The sequence below is a fragment of the Bacillus sp. NEB1478 genome (genome assembly GCF_031582965.1).
Classification (GTDB): domain Bacteria; phylum Bacillota; class Bacilli; order Bacillales; family Fictibacillaceae; genus Fictibacillus.
In genome coordinates, this window is sequence record NZ_CP134049.1 from 2579736 (window position 1) to 2596969 (window position 17234).

21 protein-coding genes and 1 riboswitch are annotated in these 17234 nt (G+C 39.4%); of the genes, 6 read left to right on the forward strand and 15 right to left on the reverse strand.

Going from position 1 to position 17234, the window contains the following annotated elements:
* Window positions 1-13: 13 nt before the first annotated feature.
* The 8 genes from clpP to thiD all read right to left on the reverse strand — a co-directional run bounded on the left by clpP (window position 14) and on the right by thiD (window position 4947).
* Window positions 14-595 (reverse strand): ATP-dependent Clp endopeptidase proteolytic subunit ClpP, encoded by a 582-nt coding sequence (gene clpP / locus RGB74_RS12740; RefSeq protein WP_310759680.1) that lies wholly within the window; start codon window positions 593-595, stop codon window positions 14-16.
* A gap of 15 nt (window positions 596-610) precedes the next feature.
* Complete coding sequence (locus tag RGB74_RS12745; protein ID WP_310759681.1) at window positions 611-820, reverse strand: hypothetical protein; 210 nt, start codon at window positions 818-820, stop codon at window positions 611-613.
* The gene (locus RGB74_RS12750; protein ID WP_310759682.1) at window positions 817-1419 is read right to left on the reverse strand and encodes a helix-turn-helix domain-containing protein; all 603 of its coding nucleotides are present in this window, start codon (window positions 1417-1419) and stop codon (window positions 817-819) included. The genes RGB74_RS12745 and RGB74_RS12750 overlap by 4 nt, the downstream gene beginning before the upstream one ends.
* A gap of 332 nt (window positions 1420-1751) precedes the next feature.
* Window positions 1752-1991 carry a hypothetical protein gene (locus RGB74_RS12755; protein ID WP_310759683.1) on the reverse strand — a complete coding sequence of 80 codons (240 nt, stop codon included), beginning with the start codon at window positions 1989-1991 and terminating at the stop codon, window positions 1752-1754.
* A 73-nt stretch (window positions 1992-2064) separates the two neighbouring features.
* Entirely contained in the window at window positions 2065-2556 is a 492-nt protein-coding gene (gene thiW, locus RGB74_RS12760; RefSeq protein ID WP_310762872.1) for an energy coupling factor transporter S component ThiW, read from the reverse strand.
* Window positions 2557-2586: 30 nt separating this feature from the next.
* Window positions 2587-3258, reverse strand: coding sequence for a thiamine phosphate synthase (thiE, locus tag RGB74_RS12765; RefSeq protein WP_310759684.1), 672 nt, complete (start codon window positions 3256-3258; stop codon window positions 2587-2589).
* Window positions 3258-4148 (reverse strand): hydroxyethylthiazole kinase, encoded by an 891-nt coding sequence (gene thiM / locus RGB74_RS12770; protein WP_310759685.1) that lies wholly within the window; start codon window positions 4146-4148, stop codon window positions 3258-3260. Before thiM ends, thiE begins: the two co-directional genes overlap by 1 nt.
* Window positions 4135-4947 (reverse strand): bifunctional hydroxymethylpyrimidine kinase/phosphomethylpyrimidine kinase, encoded by an 813-nt coding sequence (thiD, locus tag RGB74_RS12775; RefSeq protein ID WP_310762873.1) that lies wholly within the window; start codon window positions 4945-4947, stop codon window positions 4135-4137. Before thiD ends, thiM begins: the two co-directional genes overlap by 14 nt.
* Before the next feature lie 120 nt (window positions 4948-5067).
* Window positions 5068-5176: riboswitch (TPP riboswitch) on the reverse strand.
* 368 nt (window positions 5177-5544) lie between these two features.
* Here thiD and RGB74_RS12780 point away from each other — a divergent pair.
* Window positions 5545-5775 carry an IDEAL domain-containing protein gene (locus RGB74_RS12780; RefSeq protein ID WP_310759686.1) on the forward strand — a complete coding sequence of 77 codons (231 nt, stop codon included), beginning with the start codon at window positions 5545-5547 and terminating at the stop codon, window positions 5773-5775.
* Between the two features lie 137 nt (window positions 5776-5912).
* Here RGB74_RS12780 and RGB74_RS12785 read toward each other — a convergent pair whose 3' ends face one another.
* The gene (locus RGB74_RS12785; RefSeq protein ID WP_310759687.1) at window positions 5913-6833 is read right to left on the reverse strand and encodes a DUF4349 domain-containing protein; all 921 of its coding nucleotides are present in this window, start codon (window positions 6831-6833) and stop codon (window positions 5913-5915) included.
* Window positions 6834-7026: 193 nt separating this feature from the next.
* Here RGB74_RS12785 and RGB74_RS12790 point away from each other — a divergent pair, with 193 nt between their 5' ends.
* Together RGB74_RS12790 and RGB74_RS12795 are read left to right on the forward strand one after the other, a co-directional pair.
* A complete protein-coding gene (locus RGB74_RS12790) occupies window positions 7027-8067 on the forward strand; it encodes an SEC-C metal-binding domain-containing protein (protein ID WP_310759688.1) in 1041 nt (346 codons plus the stop codon).
* Window positions 8068-8486: 419 nt separating this feature from the next.
* On the forward strand, window positions 8487-9494 hold the full coding sequence (locus RGB74_RS12795) for an alpha/beta hydrolase (RefSeq protein WP_310759689.1): 1008 nt from the start codon (window positions 8487-8489) through the stop codon (window positions 9492-9494).
* Window positions 9495-9537: 43 nt separating this feature from the next.
* Here the strand turns inward: RGB74_RS12795 and RGB74_RS12800 are convergent, their stop codons facing one another.
* Complete coding sequence (locus tag RGB74_RS12800) at window positions 9538-10884, reverse strand: APC family permease (RefSeq protein ID WP_310759690.1); 1347 nt, start codon at window positions 10882-10884, stop codon at window positions 9538-9540.
* A gap of 154 nt (window positions 10885-11038) precedes the next feature.
* Window positions 11039-11212, reverse strand: a complete 174-nt coding sequence (locus tag RGB74_RS12805) for a hypothetical protein (RefSeq protein ID WP_310759691.1) — start codon at window positions 11210-11212, stop codon at window positions 11039-11041.
* Window positions 11213-11433: 221 nt separating this feature from the next.
* On the opposite strand from RGB74_RS12805, the gene RGB74_RS12810 reads away from it, so the two are divergent.
* The 3 genes from RGB74_RS12810 to RGB74_RS12820 are packed head-to-tail and all read left to right on the forward strand — an operon-like array spanning window position 11434 to window position 13051.
* Window positions 11434-11745, forward strand: a complete 312-nt coding sequence (locus RGB74_RS12810) for a PadR family transcriptional regulator (RefSeq protein ID WP_310759692.1) — start codon at window positions 11434-11436, stop codon at window positions 11743-11745.
* A gap of 5 nt (window positions 11746-11750) precedes the next feature.
* Window positions 11751-12299, forward strand: coding sequence for an HAAS signaling domain-containing protein (locus tag RGB74_RS12815; RefSeq protein ID WP_310759693.1), 549 nt, complete (start codon window positions 11751-11753; stop codon window positions 12297-12299).
* The gene (locus RGB74_RS12820; RefSeq protein WP_310759694.1) at window positions 12296-13051 is read left to right on the forward strand and encodes a DUF4097 family beta strand repeat-containing protein; all 756 of its coding nucleotides are present in this window, start codon (window positions 12296-12298) and stop codon (window positions 13049-13051) included. Before RGB74_RS12815 ends, RGB74_RS12820 begins: the two co-directional genes overlap by 4 nt.
* Window positions 13052-13113: 62 nt before the next feature.
* Here RGB74_RS12820 and RGB74_RS12825 read toward each other — a convergent pair whose 3' ends face one another.
* The 4 genes from RGB74_RS12825 to RGB74_RS12840 form a co-directional block, all read right to left on the reverse strand.
* Window positions 13114-13899: a DeoR/GlpR family DNA-binding transcription regulator gene (locus tag RGB74_RS12825; RefSeq protein WP_310759695.1), complete on the reverse strand. Its 786-nt coding sequence runs from the start codon at window positions 13897-13899 to the stop codon at window positions 13114-13116.
* Window positions 13900-14262: 363 nt separating this feature from the next.
* Window positions 14263-14586: a nucleoside triphosphate pyrophosphohydrolase gene (locus tag RGB74_RS12830; RefSeq protein WP_310759696.1), complete on the reverse strand. Its 324-nt coding sequence runs from the start codon at window positions 14584-14586 to the stop codon at window positions 14263-14265.
* A gap of 60 nt (window positions 14587-14646) precedes the next feature.
* On the reverse strand, window positions 14647-15684 hold the full coding sequence (locus RGB74_RS12835; RefSeq protein WP_310759697.1) for a YkvI family membrane protein: 1038 nt from the start codon (window positions 15682-15684) through the stop codon (window positions 14647-14649).
* 242 nt (window positions 15685-15926) lie between these two features.
* On the reverse strand, window positions 15927-17036 hold the full coding sequence (locus tag RGB74_RS12840; RefSeq protein ID WP_310759698.1) for a GGDEF domain-containing protein: 1110 nt from the start codon (window positions 17034-17036) through the stop codon (window positions 15927-15929).
* Window positions 17037-17234: the final 198 nt, after the last annotated feature.

The following is a 17234-nucleotide window of genomic DNA, read 5'->3' on the forward strand; positions in this document are numbered from 1 at the left end:
TAATTACATACAATTAAATCTTATCGATGACTTTGTCGATGATTCCGTATTTTAATGCTTGTTCTGCAGACATGAAGTAATCGCGATCTGTATCTTTTTCTACTTTTTCGATCGGCTGGCCAGAGCGGTCTGAGATAATTTTATTCAATAGTTCGCGTGTTTGGAGAATTCGTTTTGCATGAATCGCCATATCTGTTGCCTGTCCTTGTGTGCCTCCAAGCGGCTGGTGAATCATCACCTCTGCGTTTGGAAGAGCATAACGTTTCCCTTCCGCCCCTGCCACTAACAGTACAGCGCCCATTGATGCAGCCATTCCGATACAAATCGTCGAAACATCTGGTTTGATGTATTGAATGGTGTCATAAATAGCCAGACCTGCTGTCACACTTCCGCCCGGTGAATTGATATAGATTGCAATGTCCTTGTCAGGATCTTCAGCCGCTAAGAAAAGAAGCTGTGCCACGATAGAATTTGCGACATTATCATCGATTGCACTGCCTAACATAATAATACGATCCTTTAATAGTCTGGAGTAAATATCATATGAACGTTCTCCACGATTTGTGGATTCAACGACCATTGGGATTAAGTTCATCTTGTTTCCTCCTTATTATGCCGCGATTGCCATCGGGCTAGTGTTTGTTGTATGAGGTACACTTATTTTACCAAATCCTGAAGTAATGAATATAATCGTTGCCGGCTGCTCCTGATTGTCAGAACCATCGATCTGCACTTCTTTTTTCATTGGAATTACGGTTGTTTCTTCCAGATTTTGATCCGGTTTAATCGGTGTGACTGTACTTCTCTGTTCCTTCTTCACGCTGTGCCGCCTCCTTCTGGTTTTGGGTACATCGCCATTGAAACATGAAACGTTCTGGAATCAGTTTGTTTAGGATCGTGATGTTTTTTGATCAGTTCAGTGAGCATGTTCGAATAATCTTGTAAAAATTCTTGCCGTTCAGCTAAACCAGCTAGCGAAATCTCCAGCTCCATAACAGCACTTGGAACTTGTTCCTCCTCTGTTTGTTCCATGAGGGAAACTGCATCCCGCTTTACTTTTTCAGTAAAAGCTAAAATATGTGCAAGAGCGGTTTGGTCTTGCAGCTTTCTTACTTGTTCTTGTGAGAGACCAAGCGAATCAGATAAAAGGAACGACTTTCCAACACTTCTATAAAGTACTTCCACAAGATTCCTTACATTCCTTGTTCCAGCACGAACGACGAGCCCTGCTTTTTCAAGTGTCTTTAGATGATAGTTCACCTTTTGAGCGGAATCGTTCATTTGTTTTGAAAGCTCTGTCGCAGATCTAGGTTCCTTTAACAAGCTTATGATTTCTGATCTGACGGGATGCAGAAGTGCAGCAGCCTGTTCAGGTTCTGAGACGATAAACGTTTCTGGCACCGTTTGATTCCTTTTCACTCACATCACCTCACAATACAGCATTTATGTTCCAAACGTAAAAATAATCTTTTACGTAAAATTATTTTATTACGTTACACTTCATTTTGTCAAAGATTTACACAAAATATACGTTAGCCTAAATATTGGGATAAATTTCAAGCAGATGTTGCAGGATTTTCTTGCAGACACAGAAGCAGCATATTCCGCGGCTCACCTTACCTCTAGTGGAAATCGAGCACGAGTAAGCGGAAATCAACCACTTCTAAGAACAATATCGGTTACCAAAAAAGCTTAAAAAATTAACAAAAAAAACAGGCTGCACATAAATGAACCGCCTGTCTTCACAAAATTTATAGCATTGGTATGGCACCGAGTATGAAAAAAATTCCTGCCATAACGAGGTTAAACCAAAATTCAGTTTTTTGCTTAAACATTTTTCTTTCCAAAGCGCGAAAAGAAAAAATGACCATTAAGATCCCAAACAACACGGTAGGGTTCTCCCAATGCTTGCCGTTGTAAATCGCCAGCAACAAACCTATGAACATGAGTACCATTTCTACGTAAACCCAACGTTTTGGACGTTTTTTCATATCGAAAAAGGCCCCCTTTTCACCGTATGATAGTAAACAGTGTACGGTGAGGAGGCCTATTCTGTGCATATCCTTACACAGAAGTTTTGCGTGATTCGCTTTGCAATTTCATTATAGCTTTATTTTTAAGGACGATACGTAAAATAAACAGCCCGATCAGTCCGCCTGCAAATGAACTTGTTAGAAATGGAAGGATGAAGAAAAAGGCTCCCGTTTTTGCACCCAGAAAGATAGATGCAATCGGAACAGCAACTAATGCGCCGATTATACCTGTTCCAATCCATTCTCCAATCGCTGCTGAAAGTAATGACTTTCTTTTCTTATAAAAATATCCTGCTAAACACGCACCGATCATTCCACCAGGAAAAGCGAGCAATGATCCAACACCTAAAATATTCCGCAGCAGCCCGATTGCAAAAGCGATAACAACTGCAGGAAGCGGTCCTAAAATAACTCCTGCTATGACATTAATTGCATGTTGGACAGGAAACGCCTTCGCTGCTCCTGCAGGAATCCATAGTAAATGAGATGAAAGTGTACCGATCGCAACGAACATGGCCATCATTGTGAGCTTTTGAACAGAAAACCTCAATTTTTATCCCCTCTTTGCTTTTAAAATGATTGAGAGTAATTCTTTAGATGCTCGTTTTGGATCAGCAGATAAAGTGATTGCAGATATGATCGCAGCACCATCAGCCCCTGCTGTAATTGTCTCAGACGTATTTTCTATGGAGATTCCACCAATAGCAACAAGTGGGATTGAGATGCCATTGTCTTGAAGTTCTTTAAAGATCCCAGTTCCTACTGGCTCTTCTGCGTCAGGCTTTGTGGATGTGGCAAAAATAGGACCTACACCAACATAATCCGCTCCACGTTCTGCAGCATCTTTCGCTTCAGTCAATGTATGCGCAGATATCCCTAGAATCTTCTCCTTCGTTTCTTTCCTGATCACATCGAGATTTCCATCGGTCTGCCCAACGTGGAGACCATCGGCATCTACAGCTTTCATTAATTCCAGATCATCGTTCACAATAAAAAGAACGTCATTTTCCTTACATAGATTCTTTGCATATAATGCCATCTCAAACTGCTTGTCTCCCGTTACGGCATTCTCCCCTTTTTCACGGTACTGAAAGGTGGTAATGCCACCATCTATCGCTTCTTTTACGATTCTTTTAAAATCGTCAGGGCCCTCACAATTCATCGTACCTGCTACAAAATAAAGAGATAGTTTTTGTGCGAGTTCTTCTTGCATTAAATTCGCCATTACTGTTTCTCCTTCACATTCTGCAGTTCTTTCCAATTGATCGTCCCATCTAAAATCGATTCTGTTGTCTCTAAAGAATATAATTCATCCAACAAGTTTTGCTGAAAGCTTCCAGGTCCTTTGGCCGTTTGGACTGCTGCTTCTGCTGCTTTAGTCAGCATCAAGATCGCTAAAGCTGTTCTTTCTAAAAGTGAGAGGCTTGTAGTCAATCCAGCCTTATGATTCGCTTGATAAAGTGCAGTCATGGAAGTCGCAAAGCAACCTGTACCTGTGACAAGTGAAAGCATTGGATGACCGTGGGATAGTTCAATAACCGTTTCTCCATCTGTAATCACATCCGTTTCACCTGTCATGGCAATGATGCATCCAGTACGTTTTGCTGCCGTAATCGCCAGCTCTGCAAGACCGCCTTCAGCGAATTCCAGGTCACCGTCAACTCCCCTGCCTTCCCAGCTTAGCCCCGCTAAAAACTTCATCTCTGCTGCATTCCCGCAAATTGTCAGAATTGTTTGGGGACTGACCCCCTTCAATTCTGAATATTCCGTTAATAATGTTTTGACGGTTTCTTGACGAAATGCGGATAATCCTACTCCTACAGGATCGAGAACAACAGGCACTCCTGAATGCATTGCTTTTCTCAATGCTAGAACCATAGATTTTGCTGTCGCTTCTTCTAAAGTTCCAATATTAAGGACAAGTGCATCTGATACGGCAACAGCATCTTCTACTTCACATGCATCGTGCACCATCATCGGACTTCCGCCAGCAGCAAGAACACCGTTCGCCAAGAAATTCATCGTTACATTATTCGTGATGTGATGAACGAGTGAACGTCCATTTCTTACTTGTTCTATAAACGTCCTCCACTCTTGCACTCTATCTTTGGTCATGTCCAATCCTCCTAAAAGCAAAATGATTTACCGGGCCGTGTCCTGTTCCAACATCAATTCCATGCTCAATCGCGGTTTGAATATACTTTTTAGCTCTTTCTATTGCACTTTCAACCGTTTTCCCGTAAGCAAGTTCAGCTGTCAATGCAGCTGAGAACGTACAGCCTGTCCCGTGCGTATTTTTTGTCTCCACTCGTTTATCCGTCAGTTCCCAAATTTCCACACCATCATAAATAAAATCGGTCACGATCTCTTCTTCATCCATATGACCGCCCTTGATCACCACATAATCTGCTCCTTGATCAAACAAGATACGTGAAGCTTCCATTTTTGCTTCTGTACTGGTTATATCGATTCCGGTAAGTGCTTCTGCTTCTGGAATATTAGGTGTGACGATTTTAGCTAACGGCAGCATGTATTTTTGCATCGCTTCCAAAGCTTCCTCTCCTAGTAATTCAGCTCCGCCTTTTGCAATCATAACGGGATCAACAACGACGTTTTTCCAGCCGAATTTTTGAATATAATAGGCTATTCTTTCAATATACTCACCTGAGAATAGCATCCCCGTTTTCAATGCGTCTGGTGTTAAGTCGCTTCCTATAGATGTCAGTTGTTTTTCCAGTCCTTCCAAAGGAACAGGGTACACCCCTTGTACGCCTGTCGTGTTTTGTGCAGTAATGGCAGTAATAACCGACATACCGTAAACACCGAATTCCTGAAACGTTTTGAGATCCGCCTGAATTCCAGCTCCACCGCCACTGTCAGACCCGGCAATCGTAAGTGCCTTGCACACCTTTATTAATTGTCCCATACCTCATCCTCCTCTTTTTCTCATTCATCGAATTCACAAAAAAACAAAAAACCACCCGCAACAGTCAGCGGGTGGCAGTTAAAGTTATATCCGAGCTACAAATATCCTTTAGGTTCCACGCCGCTTCCCTACGCCAGAATTATCCGGATCAGGTTCAAAGGGTCAAAGGAAATTTCCTTCTCTCAGCTCAAAACCGTGAGCACCCCTAGCGAAAAATGTTTATATTGATTTATATCAATCCTACTAACACTGCACGCTTATTGTCAAACGATTTTAGCAAATTGCAGTTTTCATGTGTTTAAGCATCCCCTAATACGGGGAAATAGTAAGTAACACCAGCTATACAAAACAAACACAAAAAAATAACAATTGTAACAAATTCTAGAAAAAGGCAATACAAGTGACAAAAAATAACAAACAACTTCCAAAAGGTGGTGAAGAAACAGTACTTTCGAATTAATGTCATAATTTTTTTCAGAATTTTCAAATAAAATGGTTGTCAGTTAGCACCTTGCTCAGTATACTAATAGAAACCTAGAAACCATAAAAAATGGATAGGGAGATAATCTTAAGGAGGGAATCAGGATGAAAGACAAGAATACTTCTTTTAACAAAAACCAAAACGAAATGGTTCAGTACAAACAACAAAAAAGAGACCCATTTTCCTTCAGCCTCATTGCCCAGATGGTACTAGACGAAGCTCTTCACAAATATTATCACGAGTATTATGAGAGAGAAATCAACAATGCCTTGGATGCAAAAGATAAAGATCGTTTTATGAAGCTAACGAAAGAATACCAAGCTTTCCTCGCTTAAGGCTTGAACGAAGGTTAATCAATCACTAAAGGTTAACCAAAAAGCCAAAACACCCTTTGAACAGCACGGAATAAAGATCCTGCTGCAGAGGGTGTTTGTGACGTCACAGCCTGTTATCACATTTTTAAATCAAATAATTAAGACATCGATGTCGGGGATTCCGGCTTTTTCTTTTGCCTATTTTTTCTTCTCCAAATAAAATAAACAATCACAGCCATTATCAGCCAAAGTGGTGCCAGACCGATCAAAGCAACGATAATAAAGGACACGGCAGAAACAAAGAAATTTACAGTCTCCATAAATAGCTTTTTCGTTTTCTTCCACGTGTTTAACTCTTCGGTTTGAAGTTTTTCTGCTTTCAAGTTTTTAACGCCAAAGTTAATCGTAACCGTTGAATAATCACTTTGGTTTTTTAGAAAGTTCAGCCGCCCTTGAATTTGTTCAATCTCCTCTTGAACATTAGCAAGATCAGACGATATTTTTAATAAGTCTTCCGTTCGTTTTGCATCTTTCATAAAAGTCTCTAATCGATCCCTGACCTGTTCTTTCGCTTTTAGACGAGAAGCTAAATCAACATATTCTTCTGTTACATCTTCCCCGCTTACTCTTTCATTCGGAGTTCCTTTGCTTAAGCTTTTAACTTGCTTTAGAAAGGGACGAAATTCGTTCATCGGAATTCTCGCTACGATCCTTCCATCCTCATAGCCTGCCTCACCAGTATTGGTATTCGATTCAACAATATAGCCGCCTTTATCTTCGACCATCGTTCTGACGTTCTCCATCGAATGTTGAAGCTTTTCTACTTTTATGCTTACATCTGCATTGTAGATTACTTTCCGCTGATCTTTTATGCTTTCAGCTGATTTTCCCTCACCTGAATTCTTTGTATCTGATTCTGCTTTATCACTGTTTTCAAGTGATTTACTTTCCGCTATTTTCCCGCTAGAAGATCCTCCAGCTTCATCCATCGATTTTTCAGCTGATTTTTCACCAGAACTGCAGGCTGCTAAAAAAAGCAAGACACAAAGAAACACCCCTGCTTTCCATTTTTTCCACATATCGTAAATCCCCCTTTTATATATAGACGTTTTTTCCAAATAAAGGTTTCAAACCGCTGAAGCTATCCATTCCAGTTAATTTTTCCAATGTATAAATTATGTTAGAATAGAGATTAATAGTAAGTGTTTTGAAATAAACTCGATCTATGCTAGTATGTACAAGGTTGAGTAAGTGTTTTACTGGAGGAATAGCATGTCAATGATAGGAAGAAATGATCCCTGTGTGTGCGGCAGCGGAAAAAAATATAAAAAATGTTGTCTTCATAAAGAAGAACAAACGCGCGAAGTCTCTTTTCATCAAGAGGGATTGATAAAATACGCACTTGAGAACTACCAAGCTGAATTAGCAGCCCGTACTTCTGAATATGTAAAAGAATATCCTGTTGCAAAGGATCAAACACAAACATATGCAAATATTGCAGTATGCTGGGAAGTCTTTTGCTCAAAAGTAAGAGACAACAGAACACCCGTTGAACTTTATGCGGAGAAAGTAAAAGGCTCTGTTAAGCCTGAAGTAGCTAAGATTATTTCTGGCTGGACGGAAACACTGCCATCTCTTTATAAAGTAATGGAACAAAAAACTGGCTTTATCTTCACTGTCCAAGATGTTTGGACGGGTGAAACATTTGATGTAACAGTTAATGCGGCTGAAAAGCCAAAAATAGATAGTGTTTTGCTTGGTACACTCGTTTCAAACGGCGTGAATTATGAATATTATGTAGGTTATGTAGAAATGCCATCTTCAGAATTGCCGCCATTAAAAGAAGCGATCGAAAGGCTCGATCCTAGCAGTGACCCGAAGGAAATTTTCAAAACAAAGTTCCCAGCTGTTCTTCAGCTTTCTTTGATCGATATTTCAAATGGCGTACCAAAACCGCAATCAGAATCTACGGAAACTGAAAAAGCTTCTGAATCTCATAACCTTGCTGAAACTGAAGCTGGGCAGAAAACAATTGAGAAAGATGACAAGTACACCGCAGTGTTAGATCTTTTAAATTCCACTTCGGAAGCTGAAGTTTCTCAGCAAGCTGAAAAGCTTTGGTACAATTACATCTCAGAAACTAAGCCGACTATACGAAAAGAAGAGATTTATGCTGCAGCACTTGAGTATCTGGCTTCAAAAGATATTGCTGGCATTGACGCAACACAATCCGAAATCGCTAAAAAGTATGGTGTATCACCAGGCAGCCTTTCGTCACGCTACCGTGAAATGAAAGAAACATTAAATGTGTAAGAATGAACCTATTCCCCGTCAGGATTTCCCTGGCGGGTTTTTTATTTAGGCTGTTTTCGCAATCTTTGTTGCTCTTGGAAGTGGTTGATTTCCGTTACAGGATGCTCGCTTTCCACGGGGCGTGCGGTGAGCCACGGTGAAAGACATATGAAGTACTTCCTCCTGCGTCTGCAAGAAATCCTGCCGAAGTGGGCTTCCTCGTCGCATGCCTTGCGAGAAGTATATTCAGGTGGCTGGCACGCACCTTGCACTCCAATCAACTTTTCAATGAAGAGGATAAACAATATGCGCCAAAAACAACAATCTTTAAGTAAAACAGCCTTTATTTATCAGTCATCCTGAATGAAAAAGATTGATTTTTGAGCAATTTGTAATATGCTCAATATAGCAAGATTTTTCCATATGTTGGAGGAGTAAAAATGACTAGTTTATTCGCAGAAAAAGAAATAACTTTTAAGGGAAAAAATCAGCTATGCGGGACTCTTACAATCCCGGCTGAACTTAGTGAAAATGACAAATTGCCTGCTGTTTTATTCATTTCCGGTTCCGGACCACTGGATCGAAACGCAAACGGTCCAAAAGGCAAATTTCAATTGAATGTGTACAAAGAGCTTGCCGAGTATATTACAGCACTAGGCTTCATAACGCTCCGGTTCGACAAACGAGGAACAGGAAAAAGCGAGGGGGACTTCATTTCAACTGGGTTTTGGGATTTTGTCGATGATGCTGAAAATGCGTTCCTTTACCTTAATAACTGTCCTGAAGTAGACCCTGACAAAATCATTGTACTCGGTCATAGTGAAGGAACGATCATTGGAACTGCCCTTTCGGAAAGGCAGCCTATTAATGGTTTAATGCTGCTTTCGGGCGGCGTCGGTAATTTAGATGAATTTACAACACACCAAAGAAAATTAGCATATCAAGAATTACGAAGTTCAAAAGGTCTGAAAGGGATTCTTTTGAGACTGTTAATTAATGAAGAAAAACAAGAAACCAAAAATAGAAAACTGATGCAAAAAATGTTTGCCTCAAATAAGGATGTATACAAGATTCTATTTTTTATAAAACAACCTGTAAAATGGATGAAAGAACATTTTGCTTATGATACTAGAGCCGCCTTGAGAAAAGTAACATGTCCTGTTCTAGCCATATTTGGTGACAAGGATCCTCTTGTAGACACTGATTTCCTGAAAGAATTACGTACACTTGTAAAAGGAGATTACGAGACTCATATTATTAAAAATATGGAACATGGATTCCGTGTACAGACTGAGGAAATGACTATTTTAAAGATGAAAAAGCTGCTCAAGATTCTTCCTTCTCGCCCGTTGCACCAAGAAGGTCTGGATGCCTTGTCAATTTGGCTTCATGATCATTATTTAAACGACACTGATTTTCAACAAAGTTTAGTTGATATAAGCAAATAATCATCTCACGGAAAAAAGACCCGATAGCCGGGTCTTTTCTTTTTTATTTTACTTCAATACTTGCAGAAGCATTATTCTTTGAACTTTCGCCACGCTGCAGCCAATAATAAAGCGGCAATCCCGCAACCGTTATGAGTATAGCAGTTAAACTATCAAACGGGTCATTGAGGATCGTTGCCCCAACGATATATACTGAGCCTAAAATGGCGAAAATCGGAACGACCGGGAACAGCGGTACACTATACACACGTGCTTTCCCTTTGTGTCGTTTCCTCAATTTGAAAACCGCGTAAAAAGCGAAAATATAAAAGATATAAACAGCAAAAATAGCCATTTCTGATAAATAATCTGGATTTGTTACAATCATCATGAATACTGCGATCACTACTTGCAAATAAGTCGCTGCAATCGGCGTTCCGTGTTTTTCACTAACTTTGCTGAAAATAGCTGCAAAAGGCAGCTGATTGCGTTCAGCCATCGCGAAAGGCACCCGCGGAATCGTCAGGATCTTCCCATTTAAACAGCCAAAAATGGAGACAGCTATACCAACAGCGATCAACTTTCCTCCGAGTGGTCCAAAAAGAACCACAGCAGCACTTGCTGCAGAGTTTTCCCCAAGTTTTACGATTTCAGATGCTGGCAAAATATGCAATAAGGCAATATTTACTGAAAGATAAGCGACCATTACAATAAGAATTCCACCAATGATTGCTTTCGGCAAAGTTTTACCAGGATTCTTCATTTCTCCTGCTACAAAGCCGACCATTAGCCAGCCATCATATGCGAATAATGTTGCGAGTATCGCTGCACCCATACTGATTTCGGCAACTGAACCACTCGGCGAGCTTAGAATTTGTTCATTTCCATTGGTCACCCCGAATATTGCGATCAATGCAATGGGAATCAGTTTTCCAAGGGTAAATATGTTTTGCACGAAGCCGCCATATTTAGTCCCTAAATTATTAACAATCGTTAAAAAAAGAACAGTCGCTATCCCTATCCAAGGCCCCAACTGTTTTTCCCAGGAAAACAAATTGGTGAGCAAAGAGCCAAAATATAAGCCAAGGGCACCGATCACGGCAGGGCCGTATATGACCGTTTGCACCCAGCCGCTTAAATAACCCCATAGTTTTCCGTATACTTCTTCCATATACACATAAAGACCGCCCGTTTTTGGGATTTGAGTTGCAACTTCCGCGATTGTTAATCCGCCGGCTAATGTGATCAAGCCGCCAAGAGCCCAAGCGAGAAGCGCCAATGATGAATCCCCTGTGTATTCGAGGACACTGCCAGGTTTCATGAAAATGCCTGATCCAATTACCGTTCCAATTACGATGGACATGGCTACAGAAAGCCCAATGTCTTTTTTCAATGCTGCTTCTTGATTCATGCTGTGTCCACTCCTTAGGAAACAATTGTCTCTTTTTGTCCATCTGAAAAAGACTAGTGTCACTTTACCATAAACATTACATACATGTCACTACTTGCCAAAATAGACAGGCAATTCAGTTTTTTGAAAGGGTTTACTGTCTGGATCAGCTTGATCAAAGCTCGTTTCTCCTTCTTAACTGTTTTTTAATGAAAGCTTTTTCCATGATGGAGTTAAGTTGTTTTTCAAGCTCCTTTTTTTCTTCTGGATTTGCTGCTGCTCGAATGTTCTTCTTCAGCTCTTTGATTACGAACTTTTCTTCAGACGAAAAATGAGAAGATTGAAGCACAAGAAATCACCTCTCTTCTATAGATGTTATGTGAATTTACATATAACAATAGAATATTCCATAATTTATTAATAATCAGAATCTGCGTTATATTTTCTAACACGAAAATTATCATGTAAAAAATTCCAAATTTTCCTTGTCTTATATAAATTATGATGGTAATATCTTACTTAACAGTACCGTGCATTAAACAGTACCTAGTAAAGTGGTGATGTATATCAATGAATGTTCAATTTAAAAAAGGAGTCCTTGAACTATGTGTACTCGTATTAACTTCAAAAAAAGACCGCTATGGATACGAACTCGTTGAAGAAATCTCCAAGAAATTCATGATTTCCGAAGGCACGATCTATCCCCTGGTCAGACGGCTAACGAAAGATGGCTTGTTTTCCACTTACCTTATGGAATCATCTGAAGGACCGCCAAGAAAATACTACAAAATTACCGATGAGGGTATTAAGGTCAAAGAAAAATTAGTGCAGGAATGGCAGGAGTTCACAAAAGGCGTTGGCGAAATGCTGGAGGAGGAATAAAAAAATTGAACAGAAAAACGTATTTAGAAGCGTTAAAAAGAGAGATTAGTACGTTACCTATAAACGAGCAAACAGAAGTACTGGAAGATTATGAAGAACATTTTGAAATGGCGGGTGAAAGCGGCAGGTCTGATGAAGATATCATCAGAGGATTGGGCTCTCCTCGCAAAATAGCAAAAGAATTGCTTGCCCAAACGGAAATTGCGAAAGCAGCTGAAAATCCATCCTTAAGCAGTGTCACCAAAGCGGTTTTTGCATCGGTAGGTCTTGGTTTGTTCAACTTGATTTTCGTGCTGGCACCTTTCCTAGTCATGATTATCATTCCGATTGCATTGATCATTATCGCAGCTGTTTTTTTAAGTTCACCTATTATTCTATTAATACAAGAAGGATTTACAACCTCCTTTTTGACTAACATTTTCTTGATTATGGGCTTTATTGGCATCGGACTTTTATTCATTATTTTTGCGATTAAAGTTTTCAAACTCTTTTATAAAGTCATACTGAGTTATCTAAATTTCAACCTTAGCATCGTAAGGAGGAACCACTCATGAATGTAAAAAGAATTTTACGTATTGCCATTATTTTAATCGGGCTTGCTATCGCTGGTAATGCTGTTTTATTTTTGATAGGGAAATCCCCTTTCAACTCAGCAAAAGTTGATCAAAAGCGACTGATAGACTCTGGAAGTATTACCGATATCAAAGTCTCATCAAACATTAGTGATGTTAAAATTATTCCGAACGACAGTGAAAAAATCGAAGTTCATATGAGAGGCAGAAGCACGAATATGAACACTGATAATGTTGAGCTGGCAGTAAAACAAAATGGGAACAAACTTACCATTCATACAGCTCATAAAAAGCCGCGTTTTCTTGTGGTTTTTAACGATTATGATTTACTGATTAAAATGCCGAATAAGGATTTTAAAAAATTAACTGTGAAAACAGATGCAGCTGAAATAAATCTGAAAGAAATTTCCGCGCACCATTTTTATCTAAATTCAGATGTTGGTGACATCACCCTGCATAATGTTAACGGAAAGATCAACGCTGAATCTGACGTTGGAGATATGAATATGTATGTTGATGAAATTACAAAAGATATTACCGCTAAATCTAATGTAGGAGACATTTCCGTTATTACAAAGAACGCACCCAAAAACTTGCAAACTCATTTGAAAAATAATCTTGGCGATGAAACAGTGGAACTGCCTAACGAGAAAAATGGCATGATAGGTACAGGCGGCCCATTAGTATCGATGATATCTGATGTTGGGGATCTGACACTTTCATTACAAAAATAAATATCAGAACATTAAGACCTCCTATGTATTGATTAGGAGGTCTATTTTACATAAGTATGAAGTTAATTTTTTTCAGATTGAGTAGTTTCAGAGGATGCAATAACGATTTTAACACCTTGCTGTTCTAGAGCGGTCAAGTGATCGCGTGGGGATTCTTCATCCGTAATAATGACATCTAAATTCGTTATTGGACCAACATGTGCAAATGCGTTAACTCCCACTTTATAATGAGGGAATAAGCCAACTCGTTTACGTGATATTTTCTCTACTGCGTTCATAAAAGAAGCCACTTCCGGTGTTGCTGTGGTAATGCCGCGCTCTGAGATTCCTCCACCAGTAACAAACGCCAAATCAAATGTAAACTGACGAACGGCATTTGTTGCTAGAGCATCCGTCATGTTTCCAGAGTTCTTCACTTTTCCTCCGATTACATACACATCAACATTCTCTCTCTCCCGAAGAAAATCCGCTGTAACTAAAGAGTTTGTCACGATCGTAAGCGGTATATTCGGGAGATGTTTCAGCAGCTCGTGATACATTCCTCCGCCACTCATAAAAATGGTGTCTCTTTCTTTTATCCAGTTTACCGCTTCTCGTGCAATGGCTCTTTCATATTTGGATCCTTCTCCAAAGCGGATAGCATTAGGCGAAGGTCCCTTTCGAACTTCAGTTACAGGAATCGCGCCGCCATGTGTGCGTTTGAGCAGACCGTTATCTTCCATAGACGATAAATCCCTGCGTATGGAATCGATTGAAACCTGGAGTGCTTCTGATAACTCTTTGGCAAGAACTCGACCTTCATTTTTAAGCAATTCTAAGATCTTTTCTCTTCTTTCCTCAGAAAACATGATAATTTTCCTCCATTACCTCTTATTTCCACGTGGTATATCCATCATATGCCAGATTATGCTTGTTTGTCAAAATAAATATGCATGTTTTTTCTGTATTTTTCATTTTTTATGATAAAAAAGGCATAAAAAAGCGTTATTTAATGCTTTTTTATGCCTGTTTATTTGAGACAGAATTATTTCCACACTTATTTTGATATTTACACAAAAATTGATATTAATTCCATGTAAATGGACTTCAATACCACATTAATGCCCAAGAAAACCACGACTCGACAATCTTTGACAAGCTTACGATGCAACTGTCTTACTGACAAATACAAATCCTCGATTTGTATTTGTCAGGGGTCTGTCCCCCCACGCTCAGTCTTCTACCTTCACCAGGAACAGTCTTTCTTTGTAGCCACCGTGCTTCTTTACTTTCTCTTTACGGATTTCTTCCATCTCTCGAATGCTGAGCTGACGAAGCCTCGATAACTCTATGAGCATCTCGTACAGTCCAGCCAATTCTTCTACCGCATCAATTTCCCGTCTTGCATCTCTGAACTCTTTCACACCTTCGATCAATTTTTTCTTTAGTTCACTTTCAAACTCTTTATCTCCTAAAATACGAAACGTTCCTTTTTTTCCAGCTTGTTCAAGCAGCTCTGGAATTTTATCACGGACTAATTTATTATAATAAGCCATGTTCTTTTTTCCCTTCTAACAAATTCATTTATATCAGAACCTAATTCATCAGTACTAGCACTAACTTCCATTTACATTTTTAATAGATACAACCCCTAAAAACACTAGAGCGATCGTGCCGAATAACGGATATAAATAATGAAGCAGCTCCGAATATCCAACTTGGCTTAGTAAATAGCTGCCTGCCAATAAGGATATCAAAATGAGGTTGTTTGATAGTCTCATGTTTTTCTGAAGGGATCCGGCAAGCCCAAACAGGTTTCCAATTAGCGTGGAAAAGATCTCCCCAAAGATTACGAAAATAAAAATATAATGAACAGTTACACCCAGCCCCCCAACGATCTCTGCAATAGGAATATCGTAGCTTAATACTCTCGGAACAGAATAAAGCACATACTGACTGTTTAATAGAATAAATGTCAGCCCTAATCCGCCAAGAAAACCTCCCCATTTGATAACCGACTCATCCTCTGCTTCCCTTGATAAAGGTACCAATACAGCTTGCGCCAATGTTAAGTTAAAAGCTGCATATGAAAAAGGGCTGAGGATCCATCTCCATTCCCTTGTAAAGTCATCAGCAAGAAATAGGTGTCTTGTTGCCGAAAAATCAAATAGTGAAATAGACAAGACGATCGAAAACAATACCATAACAGGAACAATCAATGAGTTGGTCCAAAGGATACCTTGAATACCTTTTTTCATTACAATATACGTTATGATTACCGTTACAATTACTCCTGCTTGAAATGGGAGCTGCAGCTGTTCGCGAAACAAAGCACCTGTCCCAGAGAGCATCACGCCTGTTACACCGAAGAGCATAATGAGCATCAGCAAGTTTACTACTTTGGATACAGCCGCTCCGAACAAGTAACGATTCATTTCATCAAACGAGTAAATATTAATTCTTCTAGCAATAATCATCAGTTTTGTACCAATCATGATAAATAAAAAGCCGCTGATTAAAATTCCAGCAAATCCGGCAGAACCGTATTTAGTAAAAAACTCAACAATTTCCCTTCCTGTAGCGAAACCAGCACCCACCACAGTGCCGATGTAAGTGGCGGCAATCTGCAATATTTGTTTCGTCCGACCACTCATACCCTCACCTCCATGGCTATATCTTTACAAACATATGCATGGACAAGATTTTTAGAAGAAAAATCAGAAGCAAGAAGGTCGTGGAAGTAAAGTTTCGAGAAAACAACGAGCAAGTTTTACACAAAACTGCAAGTTGCAGCGAGTAATTACAGTTGCACACAAAATTGATGTTTTGATTCGCAGCTTATCAATGAACAAAATAAAACAGCAAGGATTTCTCCTCGCTGCTTCCATTTTTTTTATTAAACTTCAACTGGCTGAAGGGTTTCTTTTGTTATGACGCGATTTTTTCCAAGCCGTTTAGCCGCGTATAAACTATTATCTGCCCCTTCAAAAAATGCCTGTTTGTGCATACCTAAACGATAGGTTTGCAGACCAATACTGATCGTAATCTGTTCCTTCATTACTTCAGGATGGACAACATCTTCAACAGCCATTCTGACATTTTCCAATACGGTAAACGCCTGCTCTTCAAAGACATCATTCAGAATAACAACGAATTCTTCACCGCCGTATCGAGCTGTAAAATCATCGTTCGATACATTTTCTTTAATCGTATGGGCAATCCGTTTTAAAATCAAATCACCTGCACCATGCCCATATGTATCATTTATTTTCTTAAAGTTATCGATATCAATTACCGCTAAATGAAATGGATTCTGAAACGTTTCTGCCTGCAGAATCAACACATCCAAATATTCATAAAAAGCCATGTGGTTGTAAAGTCCGGTTAGAGCATCGGTCTTCACTTGTTTTTCCATAATCGTCGATTTCACCATAAGCTCCTGATGCTCTGCTTGTGCCTTTTTCAAATCTTCCCAAATTTCATAGCCTCGCTGCATGATTCCGATACAAACAAGTGTAGAAGTCAGTAAAATGCATGTCATCGACAATTGATCCATCATATCATTTAACTGGCTGATGATCGGATGAAACGCAGAAAGAGCCAGATATATAAATAGAGAAATAGAAAACGCCAGCCAAACTTTTTTCTTTTCAAAATAAATGGTTGAAATCAGCATGGGAAAGAACAGACAAGCATACATCACATTTATTTCTGAATGCACAGCTACTAAAATGCCTGCAATCAAGCTCGCAGATCCAATAACAATATAATCTATGTAATTAGTTCTCTTTCGGTAAGCCCATTCTGCAATAAGCGTGACAAAAGATAAGAGAGCAGTTGGTACAATTATAAAAATCAATAAAAATTCCTTAAACGGTCTATCAGTTAATAAGCTGTTTAAGCCTTCTACGCACACAGAGACAAAAATGATGACCCAAAAAAAATTTAATATTTTCCGGTTCCAAGCAACATGGCTAAAGTGTGCAGGCAGGCGTGTATTCCCCAAAGCATTCACCCCATCTACCTATTCCAAACTAATTATAACATTTATTTCCTAATCTCAATGAAATTCTTTTTGGTAGATGACTCTTTTTTCTAGTTCTATGTGACATATCTATTAAGCATTGTTTAAAGGCATTGTTGATTGTAGGGAAATCTGCGATACTCCTGCCGTAAGGTCTGGCATTACCACTCTAGCGAAAGT

Coding starts and splice junctions, on each gene's coding strand:
- clpP (WP_310759680.1), bottom strand. CDS start 595: ATGAACTTAATCCCAATGGTCGTTGAATCCACAAATCGTGGAGAACGT.
- RGB74_RS12755 (WP_310759683.1), bottom strand. CDS start 1,991: ATGAAAAAACGTCCAAAACGTTGGGTTTACGTAGAAATGGTACTCATG.
- thiW (WP_310762872.1), bottom strand. CDS start 2,556: ATGATGGCCATGTTCGTTGCGATCGGTACACTTTCATCTCATTTACTA.
- thiE (WP_310759684.1), bottom strand. CDS start 3,258: ATGGCGAATTTAATGCAAGAAGAACTCGCACAAAAACTATCTCTTTAT.
- thiM (WP_310759685.1), bottom strand. CDS start 4,148: ATGACCAAAGATAGAGTGCAAGAGTGGAGGACGTTTATAGAACAAGTA.
- RGB74_RS12780 (WP_310759686.1), top strand. CDS start 5,545: ATGAAAGACAAGAATACTTCTTTTAACAAAAACCAAAACGAAATGGTT.
- RGB74_RS12785 (WP_310759687.1), bottom strand. CDS start 6,833: ATGTGGAAAAAATGGAAAGCAGGGGTGTTTCTTTGTGTCTTGCTTTTT.
- RGB74_RS12790 (WP_310759688.1), top strand. CDS start 7,027: ATGTCAATGATAGGAAGAAATGATCCCTGTGTGTGCGGCAGCGGAAAA.
- RGB74_RS12795 (WP_310759689.1), top strand. CDS start 8,487: ATGACTAGTTTATTCGCAGAAAAAGAAATAACTTTTAAGGGAAAAAAT.
- RGB74_RS12800 (WP_310759690.1), bottom strand. CDS start 10,884: ATGAATCAAGAAGCAGCATTGAAAAAAGACATTGGGCTTTCTGTAGCC.
- RGB74_RS12810 (WP_310759692.1), top strand. CDS start 11,434: ATGAATGTTCAATTTAAAAAAGGAGTCCTTGAACTATGTGTACTCGTA.
- RGB74_RS12820 (WP_310759694.1), top strand. CDS start 12,296: ATGAATGTAAAAAGAATTTTACGTATTGCCATTATTTTAATCGGGCTT.
- RGB74_RS12825 (WP_310759695.1), bottom strand. CDS start 13,899: ATGTTTTCTGAGGAAAGAAGAGAAAAGATCTTAGAATTGCTTAAAAAT.
- RGB74_RS12830 (WP_310759696.1), bottom strand. CDS start 14,586: ATGGCTTATTATAATAAATTAGTCCGTGATAAAATTCCAGAGCTGCTT.
- RGB74_RS12835 (WP_310759697.1), bottom strand. CDS start 15,684: ATGAGTGGTCGGACGAAACAAATATTGCAGATTGCCGCCACTTACATC.